At 65.9% G+C, this 25,707-nt stretch carries 24 protein-coding genes; 15 read left to right on the forward strand and 9 right to left on the reverse strand.

All coding sequences use genetic code 11. From position 1 onward, the window contains the following. Positions 1–71 precede the first annotated feature (71 nt). Entirely contained in the window at positions 72–986 is a 915-nt protein-coding gene (gene glsB, locus C722_RS0103035) for a glutaminase B (RefSeq protein ID WP_218186729.1), read from the forward strand. On the opposite strand, the gene C722_RS0103040 is transcribed toward glsB, so the two are convergent. From C722_RS0103040 to C722_RS0103050, 3 genes are all read right to left on the reverse strand, one after another. Further along, complete coding sequence (locus C722_RS0103040; RefSeq protein ID WP_017639087.1) at positions 983–1,867, reverse strand: hypothetical protein; 885 nt, start codon at positions 1,865–1,867, stop codon at positions 983–985. The two genes, glsB and C722_RS0103040, sit on opposite strands and share 4 nt — an antisense overlap. Before the next feature lie 86 nt (positions 1,868–1,953). Next, on the reverse strand, positions 1,954–3,393 hold the full coding sequence (gene cls / locus C722_RS0103045; protein WP_017639088.1) for a cardiolipin synthase: 1,440 nt from the start codon (positions 3,391–3,393) through the stop codon (positions 1,954–1,956). 28 nt (positions 3,394–3,421) lie between these two features. Next, on the reverse strand, positions 3,422–4,552 hold the full coding sequence (locus C722_RS0103050; RefSeq protein ID WP_017639089.1) for a class I SAM-dependent methyltransferase: 1,131 nt from the start codon (positions 4,550–4,552) through the stop codon (positions 3,422–3,424). 72 nt (positions 4,553–4,624) lie between these two features. Between C722_RS0103050 and C722_RS0103055 the strand changes: the two genes are divergently transcribed. Together C722_RS0103055 and C722_RS0103060 are read left to right on the forward strand one after the other, a co-directional pair. Beyond that, positions 4,625–5,401 (forward strand): ferredoxin--NADP reductase, encoded by a 777-nt coding sequence (locus tag C722_RS0103055; RefSeq protein ID WP_017639090.1) that lies wholly within the window; start codon positions 4,625–4,627, stop codon positions 5,399–5,401. 233 nt (positions 5,402–5,634) lie between these two features. Next, complete coding sequence (locus tag C722_RS0103060; protein WP_017639091.1) at positions 5,635–7,188, forward strand: TerC family protein; 1,554 nt, start codon at positions 5,635–5,637, stop codon at positions 7,186–7,188. Positions 7,189–7,210: 22 nt separating this feature from the next. On the opposite strand, the gene mscL is transcribed toward C722_RS0103060, so the two are convergent. After that, the gene (mscL, locus tag C722_RS24555) at positions 7,211–7,660 is read right to left on the reverse strand and encodes a large-conductance mechanosensitive channel protein MscL (RefSeq protein WP_017639092.1); all 450 of its coding nucleotides are present in this window, start codon (positions 7,658–7,660) and stop codon (positions 7,211–7,213) included. A gap of 225 nt (positions 7,661–7,885) precedes the next feature. On the opposite strand from mscL, the gene C722_RS0103070 reads away from it, so the two are divergent. The 5 genes from C722_RS0103070 to C722_RS0103090 all read left to right on the forward strand — a co-directional run bounded on the left by C722_RS0103070 (position 7,886) and on the right by C722_RS0103090 (position 11,124). Further along, complete coding sequence (locus tag C722_RS0103070) at positions 7,886–8,125, forward strand: YdcH family protein (protein WP_007162691.1); 240 nt, start codon at positions 7,886–7,888, stop codon at positions 8,123–8,125. Positions 8,126–8,220: 95 nt separating this feature from the next. Then, positions 8,221–8,430, forward strand: a complete 210-nt coding sequence (locus tag C722_RS0103075) for a hypothetical protein (RefSeq protein WP_017639093.1) — start codon at positions 8,221–8,223, stop codon at positions 8,428–8,430. A gap of 150 nt (positions 8,431–8,580) precedes the next feature. Continuing rightward, positions 8,581–8,850 carry a hypothetical protein gene (locus C722_RS0103080; protein WP_017639094.1) on the forward strand — a complete coding sequence of 90 codons (270 nt, stop codon included), beginning with the start codon at positions 8,581–8,583 and terminating at the stop codon, positions 8,848–8,850. Between the two features lie 115 nt (positions 8,851–8,965). Next, the gene (gene radA, locus C722_RS0103085; RefSeq protein ID WP_017639095.1) at positions 8,966–10,327 is read left to right on the forward strand and encodes a DNA repair protein RadA; all 1,362 of its coding nucleotides are present in this window, start codon (positions 8,966–8,968) and stop codon (positions 10,325–10,327) included. 86 nt (positions 10,328–10,413) lie between these two features. Beyond that, positions 10,414–11,124, forward strand: coding sequence for a copper resistance protein B (locus C722_RS0103090; protein ID WP_017639096.1), 711 nt, complete (start codon positions 10,414–10,416; stop codon positions 11,122–11,124). A gap of 156 nt (positions 11,125–11,280) precedes the next feature. On the opposite strand, the gene C722_RS0103095 is transcribed toward C722_RS0103090, so the two are convergent. From C722_RS0103095 to C722_RS0103105, 3 genes are all read right to left on the reverse strand, one after another. Continuing rightward, a complete protein-coding gene (locus C722_RS0103095) occupies positions 11,281–11,646 on the reverse strand; it encodes a PilZ domain-containing protein (RefSeq protein WP_017639097.1) in 366 nt (121 codons plus the stop codon). A 146-nt stretch (positions 11,647–11,792) separates the two neighbouring features. Next, complete coding sequence (locus tag C722_RS0103100; protein ID WP_017639098.1) at positions 11,793–12,431, reverse strand: response regulator transcription factor; 639 nt, start codon at positions 12,429–12,431, stop codon at positions 11,793–11,795. Then, positions 12,428–13,801, reverse strand: coding sequence for a cache domain-containing protein (locus tag C722_RS0103105; protein WP_017639099.1), 1,374 nt, complete (start codon positions 13,799–13,801; stop codon positions 12,428–12,430). The genes C722_RS0103100 and C722_RS0103105 overlap by 4 nt, the downstream gene beginning before the upstream one ends. 165 nt (positions 13,802–13,966) lie before the next feature. Here C722_RS0103105 and C722_RS0103110 point away from each other — a divergent pair, with 165 nt between their 5' ends. From C722_RS0103110 to yjiA, 3 genes are all read left to right on the forward strand, one after another. Next, positions 13,967–16,024, forward strand: a complete 2,058-nt coding sequence (locus tag C722_RS0103110; RefSeq protein WP_026083612.1) for a carbon starvation CstA family protein — start codon at positions 13,967–13,969, stop codon at positions 16,022–16,024. A gap of 12 nt (positions 16,025–16,036) precedes the next feature. Then, complete coding sequence (locus C722_RS0103115) at positions 16,037–16,240, forward strand: YbdD/YjiX family protein (RefSeq protein ID WP_007162682.1); 204 nt, start codon at positions 16,037–16,039, stop codon at positions 16,238–16,240. A gap of 232 nt (positions 16,241–16,472) precedes the next feature. Next, the gene (gene yjiA, locus C722_RS0103120) at positions 16,473–17,465 is read left to right on the forward strand and encodes a GTPase (protein WP_017639101.1); all 993 of its coding nucleotides are present in this window, start codon (positions 16,473–16,475) and stop codon (positions 17,463–17,465) included. Positions 17,466–17,468: 3 nt separating this feature from the next. Here the strand turns inward: yjiA and C722_RS0103125 are convergent, their stop codons facing one another. Then, complete coding sequence (locus tag C722_RS0103125) at positions 17,469–17,927, reverse strand: DciA family protein (protein WP_017639102.1); 459 nt, start codon at positions 17,925–17,927, stop codon at positions 17,469–17,471. Between the two features lie 234 nt (positions 17,928–18,161). On the opposite strand from C722_RS0103125, the gene secA reads away from it, so the two are divergent. From secA to C722_RS0103145, 4 genes are all read left to right on the forward strand, one after another. Then, positions 18,162–20,903 carry a preprotein translocase subunit SecA gene (secA, locus tag C722_RS0103130; protein ID WP_017639103.1) on the forward strand — a complete coding sequence of 914 codons (2,742 nt, stop codon included), beginning with the start codon at positions 18,162–18,164 and terminating at the stop codon, positions 20,901–20,903. Between the two features lie 187 nt (positions 20,904–21,090). After that, complete coding sequence (argJ, locus tag C722_RS0103135; protein ID WP_017639104.1) at positions 21,091–22,308, forward strand: bifunctional glutamate N-acetyltransferase/amino-acid acetyltransferase ArgJ; 1,218 nt, start codon at positions 21,091–21,093, stop codon at positions 22,306–22,308. Between the two features lie 85 nt (positions 22,309–22,393). Next, positions 22,394–23,032 carry a glutathione S-transferase family protein gene (locus C722_RS0103140; RefSeq protein WP_017639105.1) on the forward strand — a complete coding sequence of 213 codons (639 nt, stop codon included), beginning with the start codon at positions 22,394–22,396 and terminating at the stop codon, positions 23,030–23,032. Then, positions 23,029–23,976 carry a Nudix family hydrolase gene (locus C722_RS0103145; protein ID WP_017639106.1) on the forward strand — a complete coding sequence of 316 codons (948 nt, stop codon included), beginning with the start codon at positions 23,029–23,031 and terminating at the stop codon, positions 23,974–23,976. Before C722_RS0103140 ends, C722_RS0103145 begins: the two co-directional genes overlap by 4 nt. A 668-nt stretch (positions 23,977–24,644) precedes the next feature. Here C722_RS0103145 and C722_RS0103150 read toward each other — a convergent pair. Further along, on the reverse strand, positions 24,645–25,694 hold the full coding sequence (locus C722_RS0103150; protein WP_017639107.1) for an alkene reductase: 1,050 nt from the start codon (positions 25,692–25,694) through the stop codon (positions 24,645–24,647). Positions 25,695–25,707 lie beyond the last annotated feature (13 nt).

The raw sequence follows: 25,707 nt of genomic DNA on the forward strand, positions 1-25,707 counted from the left end.
CCAGGGCCCCTACACTTGGCGCCCCCGCCCGCCTTGGATTCGCCATGCCAGAGCTTTTCGATCGCCATCAGCTGCAGCCGTTGCTCGACCGTATCGCCGCCGCCGCGCCGCGCCACTTCGGCGAAGGTGAAGTGGCCGACTACATCCCGGCCCTGGCCGAGGTGGCGCCGGATCAGTTCGGCATCGCCGTCTGTGACATCAACGGCAAGGTCTGGCGTGCGGGTGCGGCCGATACGGCGTTTTCCATCCAGTCGATTTCCAAGGTGCTCAACCTGGTGATCGCCATGCAGCGCCTGGACGAGCCGGACATCTGGACCCGCGTCGGCCGCGAGCCGTCCGGTCATGCCTTCAATTCCATGGCTCAGCTGGAAGAAGAGAAGGGCGTGCCGCGCAATCCCTTCATCAACGCCGGCGCCGTGCTGGTCTGCGAGCTGCTGGTGTCACGCATCATGTCCATCCACTGGATGATGCGTGAACAAGCGCGGCGCCTGGCCGGCAATCCGGCCATCAATTTCGACGACCGGGTAGCCCGTTCGGAAATGGACCACAAGGCGCGCAACGCCGCCCTGGCCTATCTGATGAAGGCCTACGGCAATCTTCACAGCGAGGTGAACGACGTCCTCGACGTCTATTTCCATGGCTGCGCTCTGGCCATGAGCTGCAGCGACGTGGCCAGGGCCTTCGCCTTCCTGGCCAACGGTGGGGTCAATCCCCAGGATGGTCAGGCGGTGGTGACCCCCCAGCAGACGCGTCAGCTCAATGCCTTGCTGCTGACCTGCGGCCTCTACGATGCCGCGGGCGACTTCGCCTGGCGCGTCGGCCTGCCGGGCAAGAGCGGGGTCGGGGGCGGCATCGTCGCCATCGTCCCGGGGCAGATGAGCATCTGTGTCTGGTCGCCGCGGCTGGACAGCTATGGCAACTCGGTGGCGGGCCTGCGCGCCCTCGAAAGTCTGGTCGAGGGCCTTGGGGTCGCGCCGTTGGGCTAGTAGGCCATGGACAGGCTGAGGGTCACCTGGGGCACCACGCCGTCGGTCTCGCCCTCCGGACCGCTCAATTCGCGCAGGGCACCGTCGCGGTAGAGCGCCAGGGCCTCGGCCCGAGCGCTCCAGCGGGTGTCGCCCCAGCGGAACGGTTGCTCCAGCGCCAGGCCGGTGCGGGCATAGAGGCGGTCTCCGGAATCCGGTCCGTAGAAGCCGTTCCAGCCCACCCCCAGGGCACTGGGGAAACTCAGGCGCAGACCGCCTGGGGTGAGATCCAACCCCGGCTCCAGGCTGCCCTGGGTATAGAGACCGCTGTCGCCCTGGGCGCGGGTGGTCACCGCCAGCCCCGGGCGCCAGGCGCCCAGGCCCGTATCGGCCTGATAGGCCAGGGTCAGGCTGGCCTCTTGCGTGGTGGCGGCGACGTCGTTGGGGCTGCTCTTGACCGTGTAGACGAAGCCGACCCTCAGGCCCTCGGCCGGCGACACCACCAGCCCGAGCAGGTTGTTGCTCTCGTACCAGCGCCGCGGGCTGACCCGTTCCTCGCTGGACGGGCTGTGCAAGCCATTGCTGCTGCTGAACACCAGCCAGGCATCGGCCACGCCGTCGCCTCCCTGGTGCAGATCCAGCGCGAAGCCCGCCTGCAGGTGCAAGGGGATGCGGTCGAGGCTGGCGGCATCGTCATCGTAGTTGCCACGGGAAAAGTCACCGTTGCGCACGTCCACGCCCAGTTGCGGATGGAACCGCCCGGACGTTTCGCTGACCTCCACGCTGCCCAGGGCGGCGTCTTCGCTCTCGATGGACGGCACGCTGCGTGGCGCGGCGGTGGCCTCCAGGGCCAGACCGCCCGCCAGCAGGCAGACGCAACGCAGCGGCGAAAAGGATGGCATGGCGGGCGACTCCGGGGGCGCGGGGCGCTCCGGGTGAGGCGCCATGAGGCATCGGACCGGGCCGTCGCAGAGCGGGTTCCGGGGTTCTAGAGCACCGGCGAAAACACCCGCGCCACGCGCATGGCCACCCGCCGCCAGCGGCGCAGGGCGGCGTTGTCCTCGGGGGTGAGTTCGCGGGAGCGACTGAAGTCCTGCTCCAGCATCTTGCGCACCTCCCAGGCGAAGGGGACGTCCATCACCATCACCATGACCTCGAAGTTGAGGCGGAAGGAGCGGTTGTCCAGGTTGGCGCTGCCCACCGCGGCCACGTCCTCGTCGATCAGCACCACCTTCTGGTGCAGGAAGCCCGGACCGTAGCGGAACACCCGCACCCCGGCGTGCACCGCCTCGAAGGCATAGAGGTAGGACGCGGCATAGACCACCTTGTGGTCCGGTCGCGAGGGCAGGAGGATGCGCACGTCGACCCCGCGCAGGGCGGCCAGGCGCAGGGCCGCCGAGACGGCTTCGTCGGGAATGAAATAGGGCGTGGTGATCCAGACCCGGTGGCGCGCCGAATGGATAGCCTCGACGAAGAACAGCGAGCAGGTCTCCTGGTCGTCCGCCGGGCCGCTGGGCACCACCTGACAGAGCACCCCGCCGTCCTCGTAGCGTTCCGGCAGCAGCAGGGTGGGCAGCCGCCGGGTCACCCAGTACCAGTCCTGGGCGAAGGTCTCCTGCAGGGTGGCCAGGGCCGGGCCGCGCAGTTCCAGATGGGTATCGCGCCAGGGCGCCAGGGGCGGCTTGAGGCCCATGTATTCGTCGCCGACGTTGAGCCCGCCGGTGAAGCCCACCTCGCCATCCACGATCACGATCTTGCGGTGGTTGCGGAAGTTGACCTGGAATCGGTTGATCAGTCCGCGGCGGTTGCTGAAGCCCTTCACCTCGCACCCGGCCTCGCGCAGCTTTTCCACATAGGCGCGCGGCAGGGCATGGCTGCCGATGGCGTCGTACAGCAGAAAGACCTGGACTCCAGCGCGGGCGCGGTCGAGCAGGGTGTTCTGCAGGGCCAGACCGAGGGCGTCGTCGTGGATGATGAAGAACTGCACCAGCACCACCTTCTGCGCCCCGCGGATGGCCGTGAGGATGGCGGCGAAGGTTTCCTCGCCGTTGATCAGCAGCCGCACCTGGTTGTTGGCGACGCAGGGGGTGCCGGTGAGGGCGGTCATGGCCTTGAGCTTGCGGTTGGCCGCGCTGCACTGCTGGGCGGCCATGGCCTCGGCGATCCAGGGCCGCCAGTCCAGCTCGGCGGCCTGGCGCGCCATCTCCTCGTCGGCCTGGCGCCGTGCCTTCACATAGCTGTCGAAGCGGCGCCGGCCGAATACCAGATAGGGAATCAGGCTGAGCAAGGGCATGAACACCAGCGCCATGGCCCAGGCCATGGCGCCCTGGGCGGTACGCACCGTAACGATGGCGTGGATCGCCGCACTGATGCCGATCAGTTCGAGCACCAGGGCGATGTAGTGGAGATCGAGGGGCAGGGATGGCACGCGGGCGGCTCTCTTCTCCGGATTTATGTCAGAGGGGTTGGACCGCCCTCAGCACCACGAATTTCGGCGTGGCCGCGATCTGTTCGACGCGCTTGAACAGTCGCTTGAGCTTGACGTGGTAACCCAGGTGGCGATTGCCCACCAGCCAGAGTTCGCCCTGCTCGCTCAGCGCCGCCCGTGCCTGCTGGAACATGCGCCAGGCCAGAAAGTCGCCCACCACCTGTTGCTGGTGGAAGGGTGGATTGCAGAGGATCAGGTCCAGCGACCGCGGCGGCTGCTCGGCCAGGCCGTCGGCGGCGCGGATCGCCACCGGTCGCTCGCCGAAGGCCGCGGTCCAGTTCTCTTGCGCCGACTGCACCGCCATGTAGGACTCGTCCACCAGGGTGAATTGCGCCTCCGGATTGGCCAGGGCACAGGCCAGGGCCAGCACGCCGTTGCCGCAACCGAGATCGGCTACCCGGGCCTGGCCCAGACCCTGGGGCAGGTGCGGCAGGAAGGCGCGGGTACCGATGTCCAGACCCTCGCGGCAGAAGACATTGGCATGGTTGACCAGAGTCAGCGGCGGTGCATCCAGGCGATAACGACTTGGGTAGGGCGAGGCTACCGCCGGCCGCGACGCGGGCGTGGCAGATAGCAGTCGGGCTTTCTTCACCGCCAGCGAGGCCTGTACCGGGCCAATGTGCCGCTCCAGCAGGTCGCCAGCGGCGCGGGGCAGATGCTTGAGCATGCCGCCGGCGATCACCTGAGCGTCCGGCGCCAACTGGCCGTGCAGGCGGATCAGCTGTTCTTCCAGCAGGGCCAGGGTCTTGGGCACCCGTATCAGCACCAGATCGAAGGGCCCACCCGTCGCCTCGCTGGCCGGGACGAAGGTAACCGCATCGGCGGCGAGGCCATTGCGTGCCAGATTCGCCGCTAGGGCCAGGGCCGCCAGGTGCGAATCGCCACTGGAGGTCACCTGGGCATGGCCGGCCAGGCTCACGGCCAGGGCGCCAAAGGCGTCGTTGAGCACCAGCACCCGGGTGGCGGGAGCCAGGCCGCCCTCGGCGACCTGCTGCAGGAGGTACTCGTCGGCGGCGTCGAAGGCCTGCAGGGGATCGTCGCGGCGCGGTGGCTGACGGTCGAGTTCGAGGGTGGCGAAGGGCGAGACGAGAGAAGGCATGGTTTCTGTCGGTGTTTATCGGCGGCCCAGTGCGGGACAATGGCTCTAAGCAATCGGGAAAAAGAGGCCAGTATGACCGCCACCGAAGACAAGTTCACCCGCGAGACGATCACCGCCGTCTGGCCCTGGAGCGACAACCTCTTCAGCCTGAGGACCACCCGCGACCCGCGCTATCGCTTTCGCGCCGGCCAATTCGCCCGGCTGGGCGTGCGCAAGGCCGATGGCGACATCGTCTGGCGCGCCTATTCCATGGTCTCGGCACCTCACGATGAATTCCTCGAATTCTTTTCCATCGTGGTGCCTGGCGGCGCCTTCACCAGCGAGCTGAGCCGCCTGCGCGAGGGCGACGAGCTGCTGGTGGAAAAGCAGCCCTATGGCTATCTCACCCTGGAGCGCTTCGGCGGCGGTCGGGATCTCTGGCTGCTGGCCACCGGCACGGGCCTGGCACCCTTCCTGTCCATGCTGCAGGAACCCGACACCTGGGAGCGCTTCGAACGCATCGTGCTGGTCTACAGCGTGCGCGAGGCCCGCGACCTGGCCTACCAGGACGTCATCAACGGCTACGGCCAGGTGGAGCACCTCGAAGGCCTCACCGACCGCCTGGTCTATGTCCCGGTGGTCACCCGCGAGGATCACCCCGGCGCCCTGCGCGGCCGCATCACCACCCTGATCGAGAACGGCGAGCTGGAACGCGCCGCCGGCGTCACGCTGTCGCCCGAGCACTCGCGGATCCTCATCTGCGGCAATCCCGAGATGGTCGACGACACCCGCCAGCTGCTCAAGACCCGCGATCTGCAGCTGGCCCTGAGTCGCCGACCCGGCCAGGTGGCGGTGGAAAACTACTGGTAACCGGGAAGTTATCCGGGCGTCTTTACGTTTTCTTCACAATTGGAAAAGGTTGGACCTTTAGCTTTGGCCCCGCCTTGCTCTAGGATCGGAATTTCCAAGGCTACCTTTCGAGTTCCGATGAGCAGTGACAGATCCGAGCCGCCCCCGGCCTCCTGGCCAGGCGCGGCCAACACCCCCTCCCGTTGTCTTTCCTCCGTGGCCGTCCGGCCCTCTCTTGCGGAGGCATACCGCTAATGGAATGGATCTCCGATCCCACCGCCTGGTTGGGGCTGCTGACCCTGATCGTCCTGGAAATCGTCCTGGGCATCGACAACCTCGTCTTCATCGCCATCCTCGCCGACAAGCTGCCTCCGGCGCAGCGTGACAAGGCACGGGTCATCGGCCTGTCGCTGGCGTTGATCATGCGTCTGGGCCTGCTGGCCAGCATCTCCTGGATGGTCACCCTCACCGAACCGCTGTTCGAGGTCTTCGGCAAGGCCTTCTCCGGTCGTGACCTCATCATGCTGTTCGGCGGCATCTTCCTGCTGTTCAAGGCCACCACCGAGCTGCACGAACGCATCGAGGGCCATACCCACAAGACCGGTGGCAGCCGGACCTACGCCGCCTTCTGGCCGGTGGTGGCGCAGATCGTGGTGCTCGACGCCGTGTTCTCGCTGGACGCCGTCATCACCGCCGTGGGCATGGTCGAGCACCTGAGCGTGATGATGATCGCCGTGATCATCTCCATCGGTCTGATGCTGGTGGCGAGCAAGCCGCTGACCGCCTTCGTCAACGCCCACCCCACGGTGATCATGCTGTGTCTGGGCTTCCTGATGATGATCGGTCTGAGCCTGACCGCCGAAGGCTTGGGCTTCCACATTCCCAAGGGCTATCTGTACGCCGCCATCGGCTTCTCGATCCTTATCGAGCTGGCCAACCAGGTGGTGCGCTGGAAGCGCAAGCGGCAGATGCACGAGCGGCTCGGCATGCGTGCGCGGACCTCCCAGGCCGTGTTGCGCCTGCTGGGTGGTCGTTTGCGCGAAGACGAGGTGGACGAGGACATCGCCGAACTGATGGAAGGCGAGAAGGGCGAAGGCCCGGTCTTCGATCGCCGTGAGCGCCTGATGATCAGTGGCGTGCTGCAATTGGGCGAACGCCCGGTGCGTACGGTGATGACCGCCCGCGCCGACGTCGACATCCTCGATGCCGACGCTCCGCCGGAACGACTGCATGAGCAACTGCTGGCCTCGGCTCACTCGCGGTTGCCGTTGGTGGTCAATGGCAACATCGACGAGCCCCTGGGCTATGTCCACAAGAAGGAGCTGTTCGCCGACATCCTCCAGGGCCAGTCACCGGACCTGCGCGCCCGGGTGCGCACCCCCATCCACCTGCCGGCCCAGGCCACGGTGCTAGGTGCCTTGGAACAGCTGCGCGCGGCCTCCACCCACGTGGCCTTCGTGGTCAACGAATTCGGTGGCTTCGAAGGCCTGCTGACCCTGACCGACATCCTCGAGGCCATTGCCGGCGAACTGCCGGATGCCAGCGAGGAGAGCCTGCCGGAGCTGGAAAGGGTGGAGAACGGCTATCGCGCCAGCGGCGGTCTGAATCTGCATCCCCTGGCCCAGCGCACCGGTTTCCAGATCACGGAAAACGACGACTACCAGACCCTGGGCGGCCTGGTGGTGGACCTGCTGGGCCGCCTGCCGGTGGCTGGTGATCGCCTGGAATACCAGGGCTGGCAGCTGACGGTGGAATCGGTCAAGGATCGACGGATCGGCTGGATCCGCCTGGAGCGACCCGCCTCCTAGCGAGGCGGGATCCAGCAGGTTTCTACTGCGGGGTGATCGGCGGTTCCTGTTTGACGACAGGGGCCGCGGTCGCCTGGCTGTTCTGCTCTTTCAGCAGGTCGCGGATCTCGGTCAGCAGCACCTGGTCCTTGGTCGGGCCAGAGGGCGCGGCATCCTGGTGCAGGCGCAGGCGGTTGAGCACCTTGATCGCCATGAAGATGGCGAAGGCGATGATCACGAAGTCGAAGATGGTCTGCAGGAACTTGCCGTAGGACATGACCACGGCCGGTTGGTCACCTATGGCAGCCCTCAGAGTGATGGCCAGCTGGGAGAAATCCACACCCCCCAGCAGCAACCCCAGCGGCGGTGTGATGATGTCGGCTACAAAGGACGACACGATCTTGCCGAAAGCCGCGCCCAGGATGATGCCGACCGCCAGGTCGACCACGTTGCCTCTCATGGCGAATTTCTTGAACTCGGCAATGATGCTCATGCTGCACTCCTTTGGATGGTTTCGAAGAGACGATAGACGATTGTGCTCGCTTCGCTCGGGTTTGGAACCTTGCTGACGGTCTCTAGGTTCCCCGCCAGCGTCAAATCGTCAGCGAATCGGCAGCTGGTCGTGGCTGTCGCACTTTGTCGAAAGGACCGGGTCCACCCTTGTACGACGAGAGCTGCGGCCCTCGCGACCTCTATCTCTCACCCCAAGGAGCCTCTGATGGTTGCCAAACACGACCTGCACAAAGACTTTCCCGAATACGCCGAGCAGCTGGACAGCCGTCCCCAGACCGATGCGGCCTTTGCCAAGCTGCTCGAAGACTACGCGAAGCTCGATCAGCAGATCCTCGATCTGGAAGAAGTGGAAGAGTCCAGCGGCGACGAGGAACTGGGGCGCCTGCGCCGCGAGCGTGTCCTGCTCAAGGACAAAATCGCTCAGCAGCTGAAATACCCGTCCTAGCTGTGTCGGGCTCGATCTGCAGGGTCGAGCCCCACCTTAGTGCGATTGGCAAGGGCCGCCGGCGTTGCCATCATGGCCTCCCAGGAGAGGAGCCGATGACCGACGAAGTGGCGATGTACCAGCAGTGGCACCTGTGGATCACCGAAGCGGCCGTGGACGCGCAACGCCGTCGCGTCCAACAGGAATTCGCCGAATACAGCCGACTTTTGGCCGACCTGCAACTGCTCGAACAGGAGCGTTGGCAACAGGCGTTGCCGGTCTGGATGCGTGGCGATGCGGCGATGATTTCGACGCTCAAGCACTAGTCCCAGAGCGGCTGGCCCGAGGGTAAACGCCAATGATGGCGCGCTGAACGACCAACGATGCCTGACGGTCAATGGGTTACCCCAGACGAGTTTCGTGGGGTGAGCGAGGTTTATCCGGCCTACCTGGCCCTCCCCAATGAGGATGTCCCCATGAAGCGTACCGCCCTGATCGCCCTGATGATGTTCGCCACCGCCCCCGTGTTCGCCAAGGATCTGTGCGCGGTGCAGTTGCAGAAGCTGGATGACGCCAGCAAGATGAAGACCAACATGATCGGCCCGGGCAGCTCCCAGGCCCAGCAGATCGCCGACTTCCGCAAGAACGCCATGGCCGCCCAGAAGGCCGGCGATGAGAAGAAGTGCATCGCCCAGGCCAACCAGGCCCTGACCATGCTGCGTCAGCCGGGTGGCGAGGGTAACTAAGGCTCAAGCCCGCTTTTGAGAGAGGCGCGCTCCCCCGGGATCGCGCCTTTTTACTGTCTATGCATCCAGTCGTGGTATGCTGGGAACCTTCCTTTCTCGACTGGAGAATTCCGCCATGGCCAAGGCCAAGCGTCTCTACGGCTGCACCGAATGCGGCGCCACCTTTCCCAAGTGGGCGGGTCAGTGCGGCGAGTGCGGTGCCTGGAACACCCTGGTGGAAACCGTCGTCGAGACCTCCGCCGTACCCTCCGGGCGCGCTGGCTGGGCCGGGGCGCAGGCGACCATCAAGACCCTGGCCGAGGTCAGCGTCGAGGAAACCCCGCGCTTCACCACCGATTCCACCGAACTCGACCGGGTGCTGGGTGGCGGCCTGGTGGACGGCTCCGTGGTGCTGATCGGCGGTGATCCTGGCATCGGCAAGTCCACCATCCTGCTGCAGACCCTCTGTCATCTGGCCGCGCGCATGCCGGCGCTCTATGTCACCGGCGAGGAATCCCAGCAACAGGTGGCCATGCGCGCCCGGCGCCTGGGTCTGCCGGAAGACAAGCTCAAGGTCATGACCGAGACCTGCATCGAGACCATCGTCGCCACCGCCCGCCAGGAAAAGCCGCGGGTCATGGTGATCGACTCCATCCAGACCATCTTCACCGAGCAACTGCAATCCGCCCCAGGTGGCGTGGCCCAGGTGCGCGAGAGCGCGGCCCTGCTGGTACGTTTCGCCAAGCAGACCGGTACCGCCATCTTTCTGGTTGGCCACGTCACCAAGGAAGGCGCCTTGGCCGGACCACGGGTGCTGGAGCACATGGTCGACACCGTACTCTATTTCGAGGGCGAATCGGACGGCCGTCTGCGCATGCTCAGAGCGGTGAAGAATCGCTTCGGCGCGGTCAACGAGCTGGGCGTGTTCGGCATGACCGATAAAGGCCTCAAGGAGGTTTCCAACCCTTCGGCGATCTTTCTCAATCGTGCCCAGGAGGCGGTGGCCGGCAGTGTGGTCATGGCGACCTGGGAGGGTTCGCGGCCCATGCTGGTGGAGGTGCAGGCGCTGGTGGACACCAGTCACCTGGCCAACCCGCGCCGGGTCACCGTGGGCCTGGACCAGAATCGCCTGGCCATGCTGCTGGCGGTGCTGCACCGCCACGGCAGCATCCCCACCTACGACCAGGACGTCTTCATCAACGTGGTCGGCGGGGTCAAGGTGCTGGAGACGGCGGTGGACCTGGCGCTGATGTCGGCGGTGATCTCCAGCCTGAGGGACCGCGCCCTGCCGCACGATCTGCTGGTGTTCGGCGAGATCGGCCTGTCCGGCGAAATCCGTCCGGTACCCAGTGGCCAGGAGCGTCTCAAGGAAGCGGCCAAGCACGGCTTCAAGCGCGCCATCGTGCCCAAGGGCAACGCGCCCAAGGATCCGCCGCCCGGTCTGCAGGTGGTGGCCGTGACTCGATTGGAGCAGGCACTGGATGCACTGTTCGAATAGCCTGGCGCGGCCTTTGTAATATTTTTTAAAACTCTCGGTGGGGCAGGGTGGTCTATCAGGCGCTTCCATGACCCTGGATACCCGCCATGTCTCGTCTGCTCCCGCTTTCCGTACTCTTTGCCAGCTTTGCTATCAGCACCCTGGTGCAGGCCGCCGATCCCAGCAGTTCCGCCCCGGCCAGCCTGGAGGTGGATCAGCTGGAATGGCAGCACGCCGACGAGGGTAGTGTCTTCAACTGGGATCTGGAAGGCTGGGCCCTTGGCGGTGGCGCCAATCGGCTGGATTTCCGCAGCCAGGGCGAACGCACCAATGGCCACACCGAGCAGGCCGAGGTGCAGGCCCTCTGGGGGCACGCGCTGGCCAAGGGCTGGGGCAGCGTGGCCGGCATTCGCCAGGATTTCAAACCCGGCTCGCCGCAGACCTGGGCCGCCCTGGGGATCCAGGAGCACGATCCCGAGGATCTCGACATCGAGATCACCGCTTTCCTTGGCGAGAACAACCAGACCGCCCTGCGCCTGGAGGCCGAATACGACTGGGCCCTGACCCAGCGGCTGATCCTGCAGCCCCACACCGAGCTCAATTTCTACGGTCGCAACGACGAGGCCCGCGGCCAGGGCGCCGGCTTCGCCGAAAGCGAAGCCGGGCTGCGCCTGAGATATCAGGTGACCCCGGAGGTGGCGCCCTATGTCGGGGTGTCCTGGAACGCCACCCACGGCAACACCGCTGCCATGGCGCGGGAAGAGGGCGAAGACACCCACGACGCCCGGCTGGTGGTGGGCTTGCATCTGGAGTTCTAAGCGCCGTTGGGCTTCGCTTTCGCTCAACCCAACCTACGAGGCTATCGATGCAGTAGGTTGGGTTGAGACGGCTCCACCGTCGAAGCCCAACAGCCAGGGTCGAATTCGCGCATCGTAGGCTTCGCTTTGGCTCGACCCACCTTGGCAAGGCCTCGCTCAGGGCGTACCCAACGCCGCCAACTCGCGCTCCAGCAGGGTCTCGTCGCCGAGGTTCAGCTCCACCAGCCGGCGCAGGTGGCTGATGGAGTCCAGGTCGATCTGGCGACAGGCGAAGGCCAGTTGCTCCGGGGTTTCCCGTACCAGCTCCACGCCCATGGTCACCTCGGTCTCGTCATTGAGCCGGATGCGCAACTCATAGGCCGCGCGTGACTGATTCGACCAATCGGCAGGTCGGGCCAGCAGCACGCCCTTGAGCGAGATGTCGTCCACGGGCGCCGCCCACTGGCGCTCACCCTGGTGCAACTGCGCAGGGGCATCGAAGGTGAAACGGGTAAAGCGGCGACGCTCGTTGGTGTCGTTCATGGAAGGTCTTCCTGAGGTTTCCTGATCACTGTAGACGACCGGGGCCGTCTCGTATCGACTACTCCTGGAAGGGTAGCCGGCGGTGACCGGCGGAGCCAGAAGGAGAGGGCTCATTGGTCGCCTGGGCGCGAGCAGCGGCCTGCTGGTCAGACGTTGGACGCACCTTCGGGGCGCCAGCCGTACTCGCGCGCATGGCGGACCAGATCGGCCGGCTTCTGGAGGTCCAGCTTGCGGCGGATGCTCAGGCGATGGGTCTCCACCGTCCGCACGCTGAGCCCCAGCTGCTGCGCCATGGTCTTGTTGTTGAGGCCCTGGGCCATGAGCAACAGCACCTGGCGTTCCCGGGGGGTGAGTTCCCCTTCGTGGGTCCCCCCTTCACCCAGGCGGGCCGCGATGGCGCTGCTGTAGAAGCGTCCGCCGACCGCCAGGGCTTCCACCGCGGCGATGATTTCCTCCGAGGGGGCATCCTTGAGTACATAGCCGGCCGCGCCCACCCGCAGCGAGGTACTGACGTATTCGCGATTGTCGTACATGCTCAGGATCAACACCCGGGCACGGGGTGCGCGTTCGGCGATCAGGGCAGTCAACTCCAGGCCGTTGATGTCCTTGAGGCCGATGTCCACCAGCAGGATGTCCGGATCGAGACGCGCCAGCAGGTCGAGGGCTTCCGCGCCGCTGCCGGCCTCGCCGACCACCGCGAAGCGCTCGATGGTGCCCAGCAACGCTCGCACGCCGGCGCGGACCAGGGCATGGTCGTCGACCAGGAGGATGCGGATGGGCGTCATGTCGGGCTTTCCTCGTCGGCCGGGAGGTCCGAGCGTAGCAGAACCACGTCCAGGGTCGTGCCGCCGGGCCCGGACTGGATGGCGCAACGACCGCCGAACAGCTCCACCCGCTCGCGGATGTTACGCAGGCCGATGCCGCCGCTGAGGCGCTCCACCTGGCCGGTATCGAAGCCGCGGCCATCATCGTGCACGGTCAGGCAGATCCAGCGCCCGCGCCGCTGCAGGTCGATGACCACCCGCTGGGCCGCGGCATGGCGTTCGATGTTGGTCAGGGCCTCCTGGACGATACGGAACAGGGCGACGTCCATGTCGCCGCCGGCGGGACTGTCGTCGAGGGTCTGCCGATAGTCCACGTTCAGGCCGCTGCGCTGGCGGAACTCCTCCACCAGCTGGCCCAGGGCGGCAGGCAGGCCGAGGGTATCCAGCAGCGAAGGGTGCAGGTCGTGGGAGATGCGACGGATCTCGCCGATGGCCGCCGCCAGGCGCTGGGTGCCTTCGCGCAGGGTCTCGCCGGCGCTGGGCTTGCTCGCGCCGAGCTCGCGGCTGGCCAGCTCGAACTGGAATTTGATGGACACCAGCAACTGGCTGATGCCGTCGTGCAATTCCCGTGACAGTCGGGAGCGTTCCTCTTCCTGGGAGGTGATGAGCCTCTGGGTCAGCTGCTTGAGCTTGCGATCGGCCAGGCGATGTTCGCTGACGTTGAGCGTCAGTCCGCCGGCGAATACCAGCAGCACCGCCACCAGGGCCACCCCGGCGCTGGCCAACAGGGTCGTGCGGATGCCGGCGGCCACGTCGTGGCGGACCTGGGCGAGGGCGGCGTCCACGTCATCCAGATAGAGGCCGGTGCCCAGCACCCAACCCCAACGTTCTAGCTGGGTCACGTAGGCCAGCTTTTCCGCCATCTGCCCACTGGAAGGCTTCTGCCAGCCATAGCGCTGGAAGCCGTCGCCTTCGCGGGCGCTCTTGAGCAGCGCCTGGATCACCAGCAGGCCGTTGCCGTCGGTCAGTTGCCAGAGGTCGCGCCCGACCAATTCGGGCTGGCGTGGATGCATGAGGTTGCGGCCATGCTGGTCGTAGACGAAGAAGTAGCCGTCGCTGCCGAAATTCAGACTGGCCAGCAGCGCCAGTACCCTGGCCCGGGTTTCGTCGTCGTCGCGGCCGCTGCCATACAGGGGCTGGATGGCACTGACGCCCATCTCCACATAGTTGCGCAACTCGGTCTTCTTGCTGCCGAGGATGCTGTGTTCGAGCAGGCGCGCCTGCTGCTCGCCCAGGCGCTGGCTCTGTTCCAACACCACCAGGCAGACCGCTGCCACCGCCAGCAGGAGCGGCAGGAGGCCGAGGGCGACCATCTTGTATTTGAGTTGCATCGGCACCTGTCCGGACTGCCCGCTACGTAGAACTACGTAGCGGGCCTTGGGTAGTTCTGCGAATTTCGCTGTCGCGTCGAGCCGCCGATAGTAATATGGCTCCGCTGTGGGCTCTCACAATAACAAGTATCGCCGCGGTCACAGATGCGCGGCAGGAGAACAAGCATGACCCGAATGGCCAGCCATCTAGCCTGGTTCGCCGTTGCCGTACTGGGCGCCTTCGCGCTGGGTACCGTGGCGCTGAGTCGAGGCGAAGCGATCAACGCCCTCTGGATTGTGGTCGCCGCCGTGGCGATCTACCTCGTTGCCTACCGCTACTACAGCCTGTTCATCGCCACCAAGGTGATGGGCCTCGACGCCAGACGGGCCACGCCCGCCGTGCTCAACAACGACGGCCTGGACTACGTCCCCACCAACAAGCACATCCTCTTCGGCCATCACTTCGCCGCCATCGCCGGTGCCGGTCCGCTGGTCGGTCCCGTGCTCGCCGCCCAGATGGGCTATCTGCCCGGCACCCTCTGGCTGATCGCCGGGGTGGTCTTCGCCGGCGCGGTGCAGGACTTCATGATCCTGTTCCTCTCCACCCGCCGCAACGGTCGCTCCCTGGGCGACATGGTGCGCGAGGAAATGGGACGCATCCCTGGCACCATCGCCCTGTTCGGCTGCTTCCTGATCATGATCATCATCCTCGCGGTGCTGGCGCTGATCGTGGTCAAGGCCCTGGCCGAGAGCCCCTGGGGCATGTTCACGGTGATCGCCACCCTGCCGATCGCCATGTTCATGGGCGTCTACATGAGATACATCCGCCCCGGTCGCATCGGCGAGATCTCGCTGATCGGGGTGGTGCTGCTGCTGGCGTCCATCTGGGTGGGCGGCCTGGTCGCCGCCGATCCGGTCTGGGGTCCGGCCTTCACCTTCACCGGCGTGCAGATCACCTGGATGCTGATCGGCTACGGCTTCGTCGCCGCCGTGCTGCCGGTCTGGCTGGTGCTGGCTCCGCGTGACTACCTGTCCACCTTCCTCAAGATCGGCACCATCATCGCCCTGGCCATCGGCATCCTGGTGACCATGCCGATGCTCAAGATGCCGGCCCTGACCCAGTTCGTCGACGGCACCGGCCCGGTCTGGAAGGGCACCCTGTTCCCCTTCCTGTTCATCACCATCGCCTGTGGCGCGGTGTCCGGCTTCCATGCGCTGATCAGCTCGGGCACCACGCCCAAGCTGATCGCCAAGGAAACCCATGCCCGCTACATCGGCTACGGCGCCATGCTGATGGAGTCCTTCGTCGCCATCATGGCCATGGTCGCCGCCTCGGTGATCGAGCCGGGCGTCTACTTCGCCATGAACAGCCCGGCCGCCGTGGTCGGCGCCGACGTGGTGTCGGTGGCCGCCAAGATCAGCACCTGGGGCTTCGTGGTGACGCCCGAGATGCTGCAGGCCACCGCCACCGAGATCGGTGAGCACACCATCCTGGCCCGTGCCGGTGGTGCTCCCACCCTGGCGGTGGGCATCGCCCAGATCATGCACAACGTGCTGCCGGGCGAGAACACCATGGCCTTCTGGTACCACTTCGCCATCCTGTTCGAGGCGCTGTTCATCCTCACCGCGGTGGACGCCGGTACCCGCGCCGGACGCTTCATGCTGCAGGACCTGCTGGGCAGCTTCGTGCCGGCGCTGAAGAAGACCGACTCCTGGACCGCCAACGTCATCGGCACCGCCGGTTGCGTCGCCCTCTGGGGCTGGCTGCTGTATCAGGGCGTGGTCGATCCGCTGGGTGGCATCAACACCCTCTGGCCGCTGTTCGGTATCTCCAACCAGATGCTCGCCGGTATCGCCCTGATGCTGGGCTCGGTGGTGCTGATCAAGATGAAGCGCCAGCGCTATGTCTGGGTCACCCTGGTGCCGGCCGTCTGGCTGCTGATCTGCACCACCACCGCCAGCCTGATCAAGCTGTTCGATTCGAATCCGGCGGTCGGCTTCCTGGCCCTGGCCAAGAAGTACAGCACCGCCATGGCCCAGGGGCAGGTGATCGCCCCGGCCAAGAGCATGGAACAGATGCAGCACATCGTCTTCAACGCCTACACCAACGCCACCCTGTCGGTGCTGTTCCTGGTGGTGGTGATGAGCATCCTGTTCTTTTCCATCAAGGTCGGTCGCGCTGCGCTGGCCAAGCCCGAGCGGACCGATCGCGAGACCCCCTTCCAGCCGGTAGCGGGCGCCTAAAGGAGAATCTTCATGTTCAATGACCTGGGTCGCATGGGCAAATACCTCGGGCAGGCCGCCAAGATGCTGGTGGGCATGCCCGACTACGACACCTATGTCGAGCACATGCGCGGCAAGCACCCGGACCAGCCGGTGATGAGCTACGAAGCCTTCTTCCGTGAGCGCCAGGAGGCGCGCTACGGTGGCGGCAAGTCGGGCGCCATCCGCTGCTGCTGACCCAGGATCACCCTAAGAACCTGTTCACGATCTGCTGCGCGTCGGCCAAACGGCGTTGAAAATGCCCTGGAAGGCCAGCCCCGTCGGAATGCTCATTTACCACTCGTAAACTCGAGCGCGAGTCCGATCCGCTTCCTCAGCCATTTTCGCCTTGTTTGTCTCTAGCTCGCGAGATCGTGAGCAGGTTCTAAGGCCGGGCTCCAAGCCCGGCCTCTTTCTGTCTGGAGTTTCCATGCACGAACCCATCCCCGTCACCGTCCTGACCGGCTTTCTCGGCGCCGGCAAGACCACCCTGCTCAAGCACATCCTGCAAGCCGAGCATGGTCTCAAGATCGCCGTGATCGAAAACGAATTCAGCGCCCTGGACGTCGACGGCGAATTGCTCGAAGACGCCGGTGCCGTGCAACTGATGAAGGTGGCCAACGGCTGCGTCTGCTGCACCGGCAGCAAGGACCTGGCCTATGCCCTGACCGTGCTGCTGGAGCGGCTGGACAGCGGCGAGCTGGACTTCGAGCGCCTGGTTGTGGAATGCACGGGCCTGGCCGATCCCGGTCCGGTGGCCCAGACCTTCTTTACCGACGACCTCCTGCGCGAGCGTTATCTGCTCGATGGGGTGCTGACCCTGGTGGACGCCGTCCACGCCAGCGAGCAGCTGAGCGATCCGCTGCTGCAGGCGCAGATCGGTTTCGCCGATCGCCTGCTGCTGACCAAGCTCGACCTGGCCGAACCGGCGGCCGTCGAGGCGCTGGAGAATCGCCTGCAACGCATCAATCGTCGCGCGCCGATTCGCCATGTCGACCACGGCCGCATCGAGCTGGCGGAGTTGCTGGACATCCGCGGCTTCAACCTGCACGACGAAGACCTGGCGCCACCGACGCTGTTCCGCCCGCTGCGGCCGGTGTCGGAAGCGGTCAGCCTTACCGAGCGCATCCAGTCCATCGCCATCCGCGAGTCCCGGCCCTTCGACCAGGCCAAGATCAGCAGCGTGATGGAGATGCTGCTCAATACCCTCGGCTGTGACCTACTGCGCTACAAGGGTCTGCTGAATATCGCCGGCGAGGACCGCCGCCTGCTGTTCCAGGGCGTGCAGCAGATCTATGCCGCCGACTGGGAGCGTGACTGGCTCCCAGGCGAAGAGCGCGAAAGTCGTGTGGTGCTGATCGGCATGGACCTGCCGGAAGACCGCATCCGCGCCGCCTTCGAGCGGGCGGTGGCCAAGGCCTGAGGCCTAGTCCGCGACCTGGCCGGTGCGACTGGCCAGCCGCTCCAAGGCGGCCTTGAGCTTGGGGTCGCGGATCCCGGCCGCGACTTCACGCAGGCTGTCGGCGCCCACCTGGCTGACCTGGCGCACCGGCCGGGCGCGGGTGGCGACGCCAGGACTCGGCTGCATCTTGAACTGCAGACGCGTCAGGCCAACGAACTCCGGCGCCTGTTGCAGCAGCCGGAGCAGACGGCGCTGTTGATAGCGCAGCCGCGTCGCCCAGTGGGCGTCGTTGACCACTAGCAGCAGCGTGCCCTCGCGCCAGCTGGCCACCCGACAATGGGGGCGGGCAGCGGGTTGCAGCTGCTCTTCCAACAATTGTTGCAGCCGACCCAGTCGCTCGGCCTCGCGAAACAGCGCCTTGAGCGGTTTGGCCTGGCGCAGCAGGGCAGCGGGAGCGACGGCGTTGAGCGGACGAAAGGCCATGCGCAGGACTCGCGATGGGCGAAGAGAGGACGCCGATGGTAACAGATCGCTCTGGCGTCCTGGCGGCCAGGGGCCCGTCGTTCTTTCCTCATCGGCATTTCCGAGTAGAATGCCCGATTACCATTGCGGGACACCGCGGGTTTCAACCCCCGCGCCCAGGCGTCTGGCCAGGCTCTGCAGAGGCCTTGCCGCCCGTTTCGCTCCCCTCATTCCAGCGGAAGAATTCCAGTCGATATGTTTGCGCCTTTGTTGAAGAAATTCTTTGGAAGCAAGAACGAACGAGATGTCAAACGCCTAGGCAAGGTCGTGGTGGCCACCAATGCGTTGGAATCCCAGATTGCCTCCCTGAGCGACGAGCAACTGCGCGCCAAGACCGAGGAATTCAAGCAGCGTGTGGCCAAGGGCGAGTCCCTCGATGCCCTGATGCCGGAAGCCTTCGCGGTGGTCCGCGAGGCGGGCAAGCGCGTTATGGGCATGCGTCACTTCGACGTCCAGCTGATCGGCGGCGCCGCGCTGCACGAAGGCAAGATCGCCGAGATGCGTACCGGTGAGGGCAAGACCCTGGTGGGCACCCTGCCGGTCTATCTCAACGCGCTGTCCGGCAAGGGCGTCCACGTGGTCACGGTGAACGACTACCTGGCCCGCCGCGACGCCAACTGGATGCGGCCGCTGTACGAATTCCTCGGCCTGTCGGTGGGCATCATCCTGCCGTTCCAGCCGCCGGAAGAGAAACGCGCCGCCTATGCCTCGGACATCACCTACGGCACCAACAACGAATTCGGCTTCGACTATCTGCGCGACAACATGGCTTTCAGCATGGCCGAGAAGTACCAGCGCGAGCTGAACTTCGCGGTGGTCGACGAGGTGGACTCCATCCTCATCGACGAAGCCCGGACTCCGCTGATCATCTCCGGCCAGGCCGAAGACAGCTCCGAGCTCTATCAGAAGATCAACCTGCTGATCCCGCGTCTGCAGCAGCACATCGAGGAAGAGGAAGGCAATCCGACCCAGGTCGGCCACTACACCATCGATGAAAAGACCCGCCAGGTGGAGATCACCGAACTGGGTCACCAGTACATCGAGGAGATGCTCACCGAAGTCGGGCTGCTGGCCGAGGGCGAGAGCCTCTATTCGGCGCACAACCTGGGCCTCTTGACCCACGTGTTCGCCGGTCTGCGCGCCCATACCCTGTTCCATCGCAACGTCGAGTACATCGTCCAGCAGGACCAGGTACTGCTGATCGACGAGCACACCGGCCGGACCATGCCGGGTCGCCGTCTTTCCGAAGGCCTGCACCAGGCCATCGAGGCCAAGGAAGGACTGCCGATCCAGCCCGAGAGCCAGACCCTGGCCTCGACCACCTTCCAGAACTACTTCCGCCTCTACAACAAGCTCGGTGGCATGACCGGTACCGCCGACACCGAGGCCTTCGAGTTCCGCCAGATCTACAACCTCGACGTGCTGGTGATCCCGACCCACCGCGAGGTCGCCCGTAAGGACTTCAACGACCTGGTCTACCTGACCCAGGCCGAGAAGTACCAGGCGATCATCGAGGACGTGAAGCAGTGCCAGGCCGAAGGCCGTCCGGTGCTGGTGGGTACCGCCTCCATCGAGAGCTCCGAGTACGTCGACCAGCTGCTGACCCAGGCCGGCATTGAGCACAAGGTGCTCAATGCCAAGTACCACGAGCGCGAAGCCGAGATCATCGCCCAGGCCGGTCGTCCGGGCGCCGTGACCATCGCCACCAACATGGCCGGTCGCGGTACCGACATCCTGCTCGGCGGCAACTGGGAAGTGGAAGTCGCGGCCCTGGAGAATCCCACCGAGGAGCAGATCGCCGCGATCAAGGCCGCCTGGCAGGCGCGCCACAAGCAGGTCATCGACGCTGGTGGCCTGCACGTGATCGCCTCCGAGCGCCACGAATCCCGCCGGATCGACAATCAGCTGCGCGGCCGTGCCGGTCGCCAGGGCGACCCGGGTTCCAGCCGCTTCTATCTGTCGCTGGAAGACAGCCTGATGCGCATCTTCGCCTCCGACCGGGTGAAGAACTTCATGAAGGCCCTGGGCATGCAGGGCGGCGAGGCCATCGAGCACCGCATGGTCACCAACGCCATCGAAAAGGCGCAGCGCAAGGTCGAAGGCCGCAACTTCGACATCCGCAAGCAGCTGTTGGAATACGATGACGTGGCCAACGAGCAGCGCAAGGTGATCTATCACATGCGCGACACCCTGCTGGCCAACGAAGACGTCGGCGACACCATCAAGGGCTTCCGCGAGGAAACCCTGACCCAGGTGATCAACGAGCACATCCCGCCGCAGTCGTTGCCCGAGCAGTGGGACGTGCCCGGCTTGGAAGCCGAGATCTACAGCGTCTTCGGCCTGCAACTGCCCATCGGTCAGTGGCTGGACGAGGATGACAAGCTGTACGAGGACACCCTGCGGGTGAAGATCCTCGAGCAGCTCGAAGCTGCCTACCTAGAAAAGGAAGACATGGCCGGTCGCGAGGCCCTGCGCAACTTCGAGAAGCAGATGCTGCTGCGGGTGGTCGACGACCTCTGGAAGGACCACCTCACCACCATGGACCACCTGCGCCACGGTATCCATCTGCGCGGCTACGCCCAGAAGAACCCCAAGCAGGAATACAAGCGCGAGTCCTTCACCCTGTTCCAGGAGCTGCTGGAAAGCATCAAGCGCGACACCATCCGCGTGCTGTCCCACGTCCAGGTGCGCCGCGAGGATCCGGTCGAGGAAGAGGAGCGCATGCGCCGCGAGGCCGAAGCCCTGGCCGAGCGTATGCAGTTCCAGCACGCCGAGGCGCCTTCGCTGGTCGACCCCGAGGTGCTCGAGGACGAGCAGGGCGAGGACACCGTGGTGCCCTTGCAGCCCCAGCGCAACGACCAGAAGATCGGTCGCAACGAGCCGTGCCCCTGCGGTTCCGGCAAGAAGTACAAGCAGTGCCACGGCAAGCTCGACTGAGACCTGCCCAGGCAGCCGCGGCGACGGCAACCGGTCGGCATAGCCGCCGACAGGTTGTAAACTCCACCCGCTAGGCTGTCTGCGCCCCTTGCCCAGGCTGGGCGAGGCGGGCGCTGGAAGGCTGATTTCCACGCCGCGACCGGTTTTCCGCTCGCGGCGTTTCCTTTTCTTTCACTGGAGTTTTCCCATGGCTGTCGGTCTCGGTCCGCTCTCCACGCTGCACCCGGTTCCCGGTTTCGAACTCGGTATCGCCTCTGCCGGCATCAAGCGTCCCGGGCGCAAGGATGTGGTGGTGATGCGCTGTGCCGAAGGCTCCAGCGTGGCCGGGGTCTTTACCCTGAACGCCTTCTGCGCGGCGCCGGTCATCATTGCCCGCCAGCGCTTCGCTGGCCCCGTCCGCTACCTGCTGACCAACACCGGCAATGCCAACGCCGGTACCGGCCAGCCTGGCCTGGCCGCGGCCGAGCGCACCACCAAGACCCTGGCGACTCTGGCCAGCGTCGGCGAGGAAGCGGTGCTGCCGTTCTCCACCGGCGTGATCGGCGAGCCGTTGCCGGTGGAAAAGATCGAAGCCGCGCTGCCGGCCGCCCTGGCCGATCTGGCCGAAGACAACTGGGCCGCTGCCGCCACCGGCATCATGACCACCGACACCCTGCCCAAGGGCTCCAGCCGCCAGTTCCAGGTGGACGGCACCACCGTTACCGTGACCGGTATCAGCAAGGGCGCCGGCATGATCAAGCCGAACATGGCGACCATGCTCGGCTACGTGGCCACCGACGCCAAGGTCGCCCGGGGCCTGCTGCAGGACCTGCTGGCCGATGCCGCCAATCGCTCCTTCAACCGCATCACCATCGATGGCGACACCTCCACCAACGACTGCTGCATGCTGGTTGCCACCGGCCAGGCGGCCATGGCGGAAATCGCCCAGCCCAGCGGTGCGGCCTTCGAGCAGCTGCGCGAGGCGGTGTTCTCGGTGTTCGCCGAACTGGCCCAGGCCATCGTGCGGGACGGCGAGGGTGCCACCAAGTTCGTCACCGTGCAGGTCAATGGCGGCGGCAATGCCCAGGAGTGCCTGGACGTCGGCTACGCCGTCGCTCACTCGCCGCTGATCAAGACCGCGCTGTTCGCCTCCGATCCCAACTGGGGCCGCATCCTCGCCGCCGTCGGCCGGGCCGGCGTGCCCCAGCTGGATGTCAGCCTGATCGACGTCTCCCTTGGTGGCGTGCAGATCTGCCAGCAGGGCGGTCGCGCGGCCACCTACACCGAAGAGCAGGGCGCGCGGGTCATGGCCCAGGCCGAGATCGAGATCCGCATCGAGCTGGGTCGCGGCAGCCACAGCGAGACCATCTGGACCACCGACCTCTCCCACGACTATGTGAAGATCAACGCCGAGTACCGTACCTGACGGCTACCCGGCGCTTCGGCGTCCGCCGCCTGGCGGGCGCCTGCGCGCGGTCCGCCGGGGCCGCATCGTTTCGAGGAATCCCCGCATGTCCCAGCTGCAACTCGTGATCGGCAACAAGAACTTCTCCTCCTGGTCGCTACGAGCCTGGCTGGCCATGGAGCTCAGCGGCGCCCCCTATGAAGAGGTGGCGATTCCGCTCTATACCCCCAACAGCCGCGCCTTGCTCAAGGCCCAGTCACCGACCGGCAAGGTGCCGGTGCTCAAACTGGCCGAGGGCACTATCTGGGATTCCCTGGCCATCGTCGAGTATCTCGCCGAGGCCTATCCCGATGCCGAGCTGTGGCCGACGGACACCCTGGCCCGCGCCCATGCCCGGGCGCTGTGCGCCGAGATGCACAGTGGCTTCCTGGCCCTGCGCCGCGAGCTGCCCATGGACCTGCGTCGCCGCCAGCGGCTGAAGTCGACCACCGCCGAGGCGGTGGAAGACATCCAGCGCATCCAGCGCCTGTGGCGCGAATGCCGCGAGCGCTATGGCCAGCAAGGCCCTTATCTGTTCGGTACGCCGACCATCGCCGATGCCTTCTATGCCCCGGTCGCCAGCCGCTTCCGCAGCTACGGGGTGGAACTGTCGGCCGAGGCGGCCGCCTATGTCGAAACCATCTACGCCTGGCCGGCCTTCCAGCGCTGGTTGGCGGAGGCTGAAACGGAGGAGCAGAGCGCATGACTCGTCTGCATGTGGTTGCCGCGGTGATTCGCGATCCCCAGGGGCAGATCCTTATCGCCCAGCGTCCGGCGCACAAGCACCAGGGCGGACTCTGGGAATTTCCGGGGGGCAAGGTCGAGGCCGGTGAGGCCCCGGCCGTAGCGCTCGAACGCGAGCTGGCCGAGGAGCTGGGCATCAGGGTGACTGCGGCCCGCCCGCTGTTGCAGGTCCGCCACGACTATCCCGACCAGGCGGTGCTGCTGGACGTCTGGCAGGTGGACGCCTTCACCGGGAAGGCCCACGGCGCCGAGGGCCAGCCCTTGACCTGGGTCGCCCCGCGCGCGCTGCTCGACTATGACTTTCCCGCAGCCAACCGACCCATCGTCCAGGCGGCGCGGCTGCCAGACCGCTATCTCATCACCCCCGGCGAGCTGACCACCGCGGAGTTGCTCAACGGCCTGCATCGAGCGCTGGACAGCGGCATCCGCCTGGTCCAGCTGCGCACGCCGGACAACTTCGATCCCCAGTACCGCGACCTGGCCGGCGACGTCCAGGGGCTCTGCACCGGCCGCGCCCAGCTGATGCTCAAGGGCCCGCTGGAGTGGCTGGGCGACTTCCCCGCGGCCGGCTGGCACCTGACCGCCGAGCAGTTGCGTCGCTATGCGCCCAATGGGCGACCCTTTCCGGAACAGCGCCTGCTGGCGGCCTCCTGCCACGACGCCGAAGAACTGGCCCTGGCTCAGCAGATGGGGGTGGATTTCGTCACTCTGTCGCCGGTGATGCCCACCGCCAGCCACCCCGGCGCCCCGACCTTGGGCTGGGTCAAGGCCCAGCAACTGCTGGCCGACTGCAACCTGCCGGCCTATCTGCTGGGAGGGCTGGGCGATGCCGACCTCACCGGCGCCTGGCAGGCCGGCGCCCAGGGCGTGGCGGCGATCCGCGCGTTCTGGGCTACACCGGCGTAGGTTGGCGCTGAGCGCAACGAAGCCCAACAGGTAGGCACTGTGCTCGTGCCTGTTGGGCTTCGACGATGGAGCCGTCTCAACCCAACCTACGGCTCCTGACGTAGGTTGGCGCTGAGCGCAGCGAAGCCCAACACGGTGGCCCGTGCTCGTGGCTGTTGGACTTCGACGATGGAGCCGTCTCAACCCAACCTACGACTCCTGACGTAGGTTGGCGCTGAGCGCAGCGAAGCCCAACATGAATGGTCCGTGCTCGTGACTGTGGGGCTTAGACGATGAAACCGTCTCAACCCAACCTGCGGTTCCTGACGTAGGTTGGCGCTGAGCGCAGCGAAGCCCAACAGGGGTGCACCGTGCTCGTGCCTGTTGGGCTTCGACGATGGAGCCGTCTCAACCCAACCTACGGCTCCTGACGTAGGTTGACGCTGAGCGCAGCGAACCCCAACATGGGTGGGCCGTGCCCATGACTGTTGGGCTTCGACGATAAAACCGTCTCAGCCCAACCTACGGTTGATGCCGGGACGTTAGGGGCATCACTGCCATGACGGTCCGCCGATGCAGTCGCTCCTACAGGTTCAGACATTACCGTAGGAGCGGCCCATGGCCGCGATAAACCTGAATCCCCATGAAAAAGCCCGCCAATCGGCGGGCTTTTCTTGTCGGCGGGAAAATTACAGCCGCGGATAGTCGATGTAGCCTACCGGGCCCTTGCTGTAGAAGGTATCCGGGTGCGGCTCATTGAGCGGGGCATCCTGCTCCAGGCGTTGCGGCAGGTCCGGGTTAGCGATGAAGGGCACGCCGAAAGCCACGGCATCGGCCTTGCCTTCGTCCAGCCAGGCATTGGCCTTGGCTTTGTCGAATTTCTCGTTGGCGATGTAGACGCCGCCGAAGGCCGCCTTGAGGTCCGGGCCCAGGCTGTCGCTGCCGGCCGCTTCGCGGATGCAGATGAAGGCGACCTGGCGCTGGCCCAGTTCGCGGGCGACATGGCCGAAGGTGGCGGCGGGGTCGCTGTCGCCCATGGTGTGCATGTCGCCACGGGTGGACAGGTGCACGCCGACGCGATCAGCACCCCAGACATCGATGCAGGCATCGGTCACTTCCAGCAGCAGCCGGGCGCGATTCTCGATGGAGCCGCCATAGTTGTCGGTGCGCTGGTTGGTGTCGCTCTGCAGGAACTGGTCAAGCAGATAGCCGTTGGCCCCATGGACCTCGACGCCATCAAACCCGGCGCGCTTGGCGTTCTCGGCGCCATGGCGATAGGCGGCGACGATACCGGGGATCTCGGCGGTTTCCAGTGCCCGCGGGGTGACATAGTCACGCTTGGGGCGCAGCAGGCTGACGTGGCCCTGGGCGGCGATGGCGCTCGGCGCCACCGGCAGTTCGCCGTCGAGGTAGCGGGGGTCGGAGATGCGGCCCACATGCCAGAGTTGCAGCACGATGCGGCCACCGGCCTTGTGCACGGCAGTGGTCACCCGTTGCCAGCCGGCCACCTGGGCGTCGGACCAGATGCCGGGGGTGTCGGGATAACCCACGCCCATGGGATCTACCGAGGTAGCCTCGGTGATGATCAGGCCGGCGGATGCGCGTTGCACGTAGTACTCGACCATCAGATCGCCCGGAACCCGGCCCGGTTCGGCGCGGCAGCGGGTGAGGGGCGCCATGATGACGCGGTTGGGCAGTTCCAGGGCGCCGATCTTGATCGGCTCGAACAGCTGAGTCATGGCTAGCTCTCTT

This window comes from Pseudomonas sp. 313 (genome assembly GCF_000316965.1).
Lineage (GTDB): Bacteria > Pseudomonadota > Gammaproteobacteria > Pseudomonadales > Pseudomonadaceae > Chryseomonas > Chryseomonas benzopyrenica.

Coding starts and splice junctions, on each gene's coding strand:
- C722_RS0103040 (WP_017639087.1), bottom strand. CDS start 1,867: ATGCCATCCTTTTCGCCGCTGCGTTGCGTCTGCCTGCTGGCGGGCGGT.
- C722_RS0103050 (WP_017639089.1), bottom strand. CDS start 4,552: ATGCCTTCTCTCGTCTCGCCCTTCGCCACCCTCGAACTCGACCGTCAG.
- C722_RS0103055 (WP_017639090.1), top strand. CDS start 4,625: ATGACCGCCACCGAAGACAAGTTCACCCGCGAGACGATCACCGCCGTC.
- C722_RS0103060 (WP_017639091.1), top strand. CDS start 5,635: ATGGAATGGATCTCCGATCCCACCGCCTGGTTGGGGCTGCTGACCCTG.
- mscL (WP_017639092.1), bottom strand. CDS start 7,660: ATGAGCATCATTGCCGAGTTCAAGAAATTCGCCATGAGAGGCAACGTG.
- C722_RS0103070 (WP_007162691.1), top strand. CDS start 7,886: ATGGTTGCCAAACACGACCTGCACAAAGACTTTCCCGAATACGCCGAG.
- C722_RS0103075 (WP_017639093.1), top strand. CDS start 8,221: ATGACCGACGAAGTGGCGATGTACCAGCAGTGGCACCTGTGGATCACC.
- C722_RS0103080 (WP_017639094.1), top strand. CDS start 8,581: ATGAAGCGTACCGCCCTGATCGCCCTGATGATGTTCGCCACCGCCCCC.
- radA (WP_017639095.1), top strand. CDS start 8,966: ATGGCCAAGGCCAAGCGTCTCTACGGCTGCACCGAATGCGGCGCCACC.
- C722_RS0103090 (WP_017639096.1), top strand. CDS start 10,414: ATGTCTCGTCTGCTCCCGCTTTCCGTACTCTTTGCCAGCTTTGCTATC.
- C722_RS0103095 (WP_017639097.1), bottom strand. CDS start 11,646: ATGAACGACACCAACGAGCGTCGCCGCTTTACCCGTTTCACCTTCGAT.
- C722_RS0103100 (WP_017639098.1), bottom strand. CDS start 12,431: ATGACGCCCATCCGCATCCTCCTGGTCGACGACCATGCCCTGGTCCGC.
- C722_RS0103105 (WP_017639099.1), bottom strand. CDS start 13,801: ATGCAACTCAAATACAAGATGGTCGCCCTCGGCCTCCTGCCGCTCCTG.
- C722_RS0103110 (WP_026083612.1), top strand. CDS start 13,967: ATGACCCGAATGGCCAGCCATCTAGCCTGGTTCGCCGTTGCCGTACTG.
- C722_RS0103115 (WP_007162682.1), top strand. CDS start 16,037: ATGTTCAATGACCTGGGTCGCATGGGCAAATACCTCGGGCAGGCCGCC.
- yjiA (WP_017639101.1), top strand. CDS start 16,473: ATGCACGAACCCATCCCCGTCACCGTCCTGACCGGCTTTCTCGGCGCC.
- C722_RS0103125 (WP_017639102.1), bottom strand. CDS start 17,927: ATGGCCTTTCGTCCGCTCAACGCCGTCGCTCCCGCTGCCCTGCTGCGC.
- secA (WP_017639103.1), top strand. CDS start 18,162: ATGTTTGCGCCTTTGTTGAAGAAATTCTTTGGAAGCAAGAACGAACGA.
- argJ (WP_017639104.1), top strand. CDS start 21,091: ATGGCTGTCGGTCTCGGTCCGCTCTCCACGCTGCACCCGGTTCCCGGT.
- C722_RS0103140 (WP_017639105.1), top strand. CDS start 22,394: ATGTCCCAGCTGCAACTCGTGATCGGCAACAAGAACTTCTCCTCCTGG.
- C722_RS0103145 (WP_017639106.1), top strand. CDS start 23,029: ATGACTCGTCTGCATGTGGTTGCCGCGGTGATTCGCGATCCCCAGGGG.
- C722_RS0103150 (WP_017639107.1), bottom strand. CDS start 25,694: ATGACTCAGCTGTTCGAGCCGATCAAGATCGGCGCCCTGGAACTGCCC.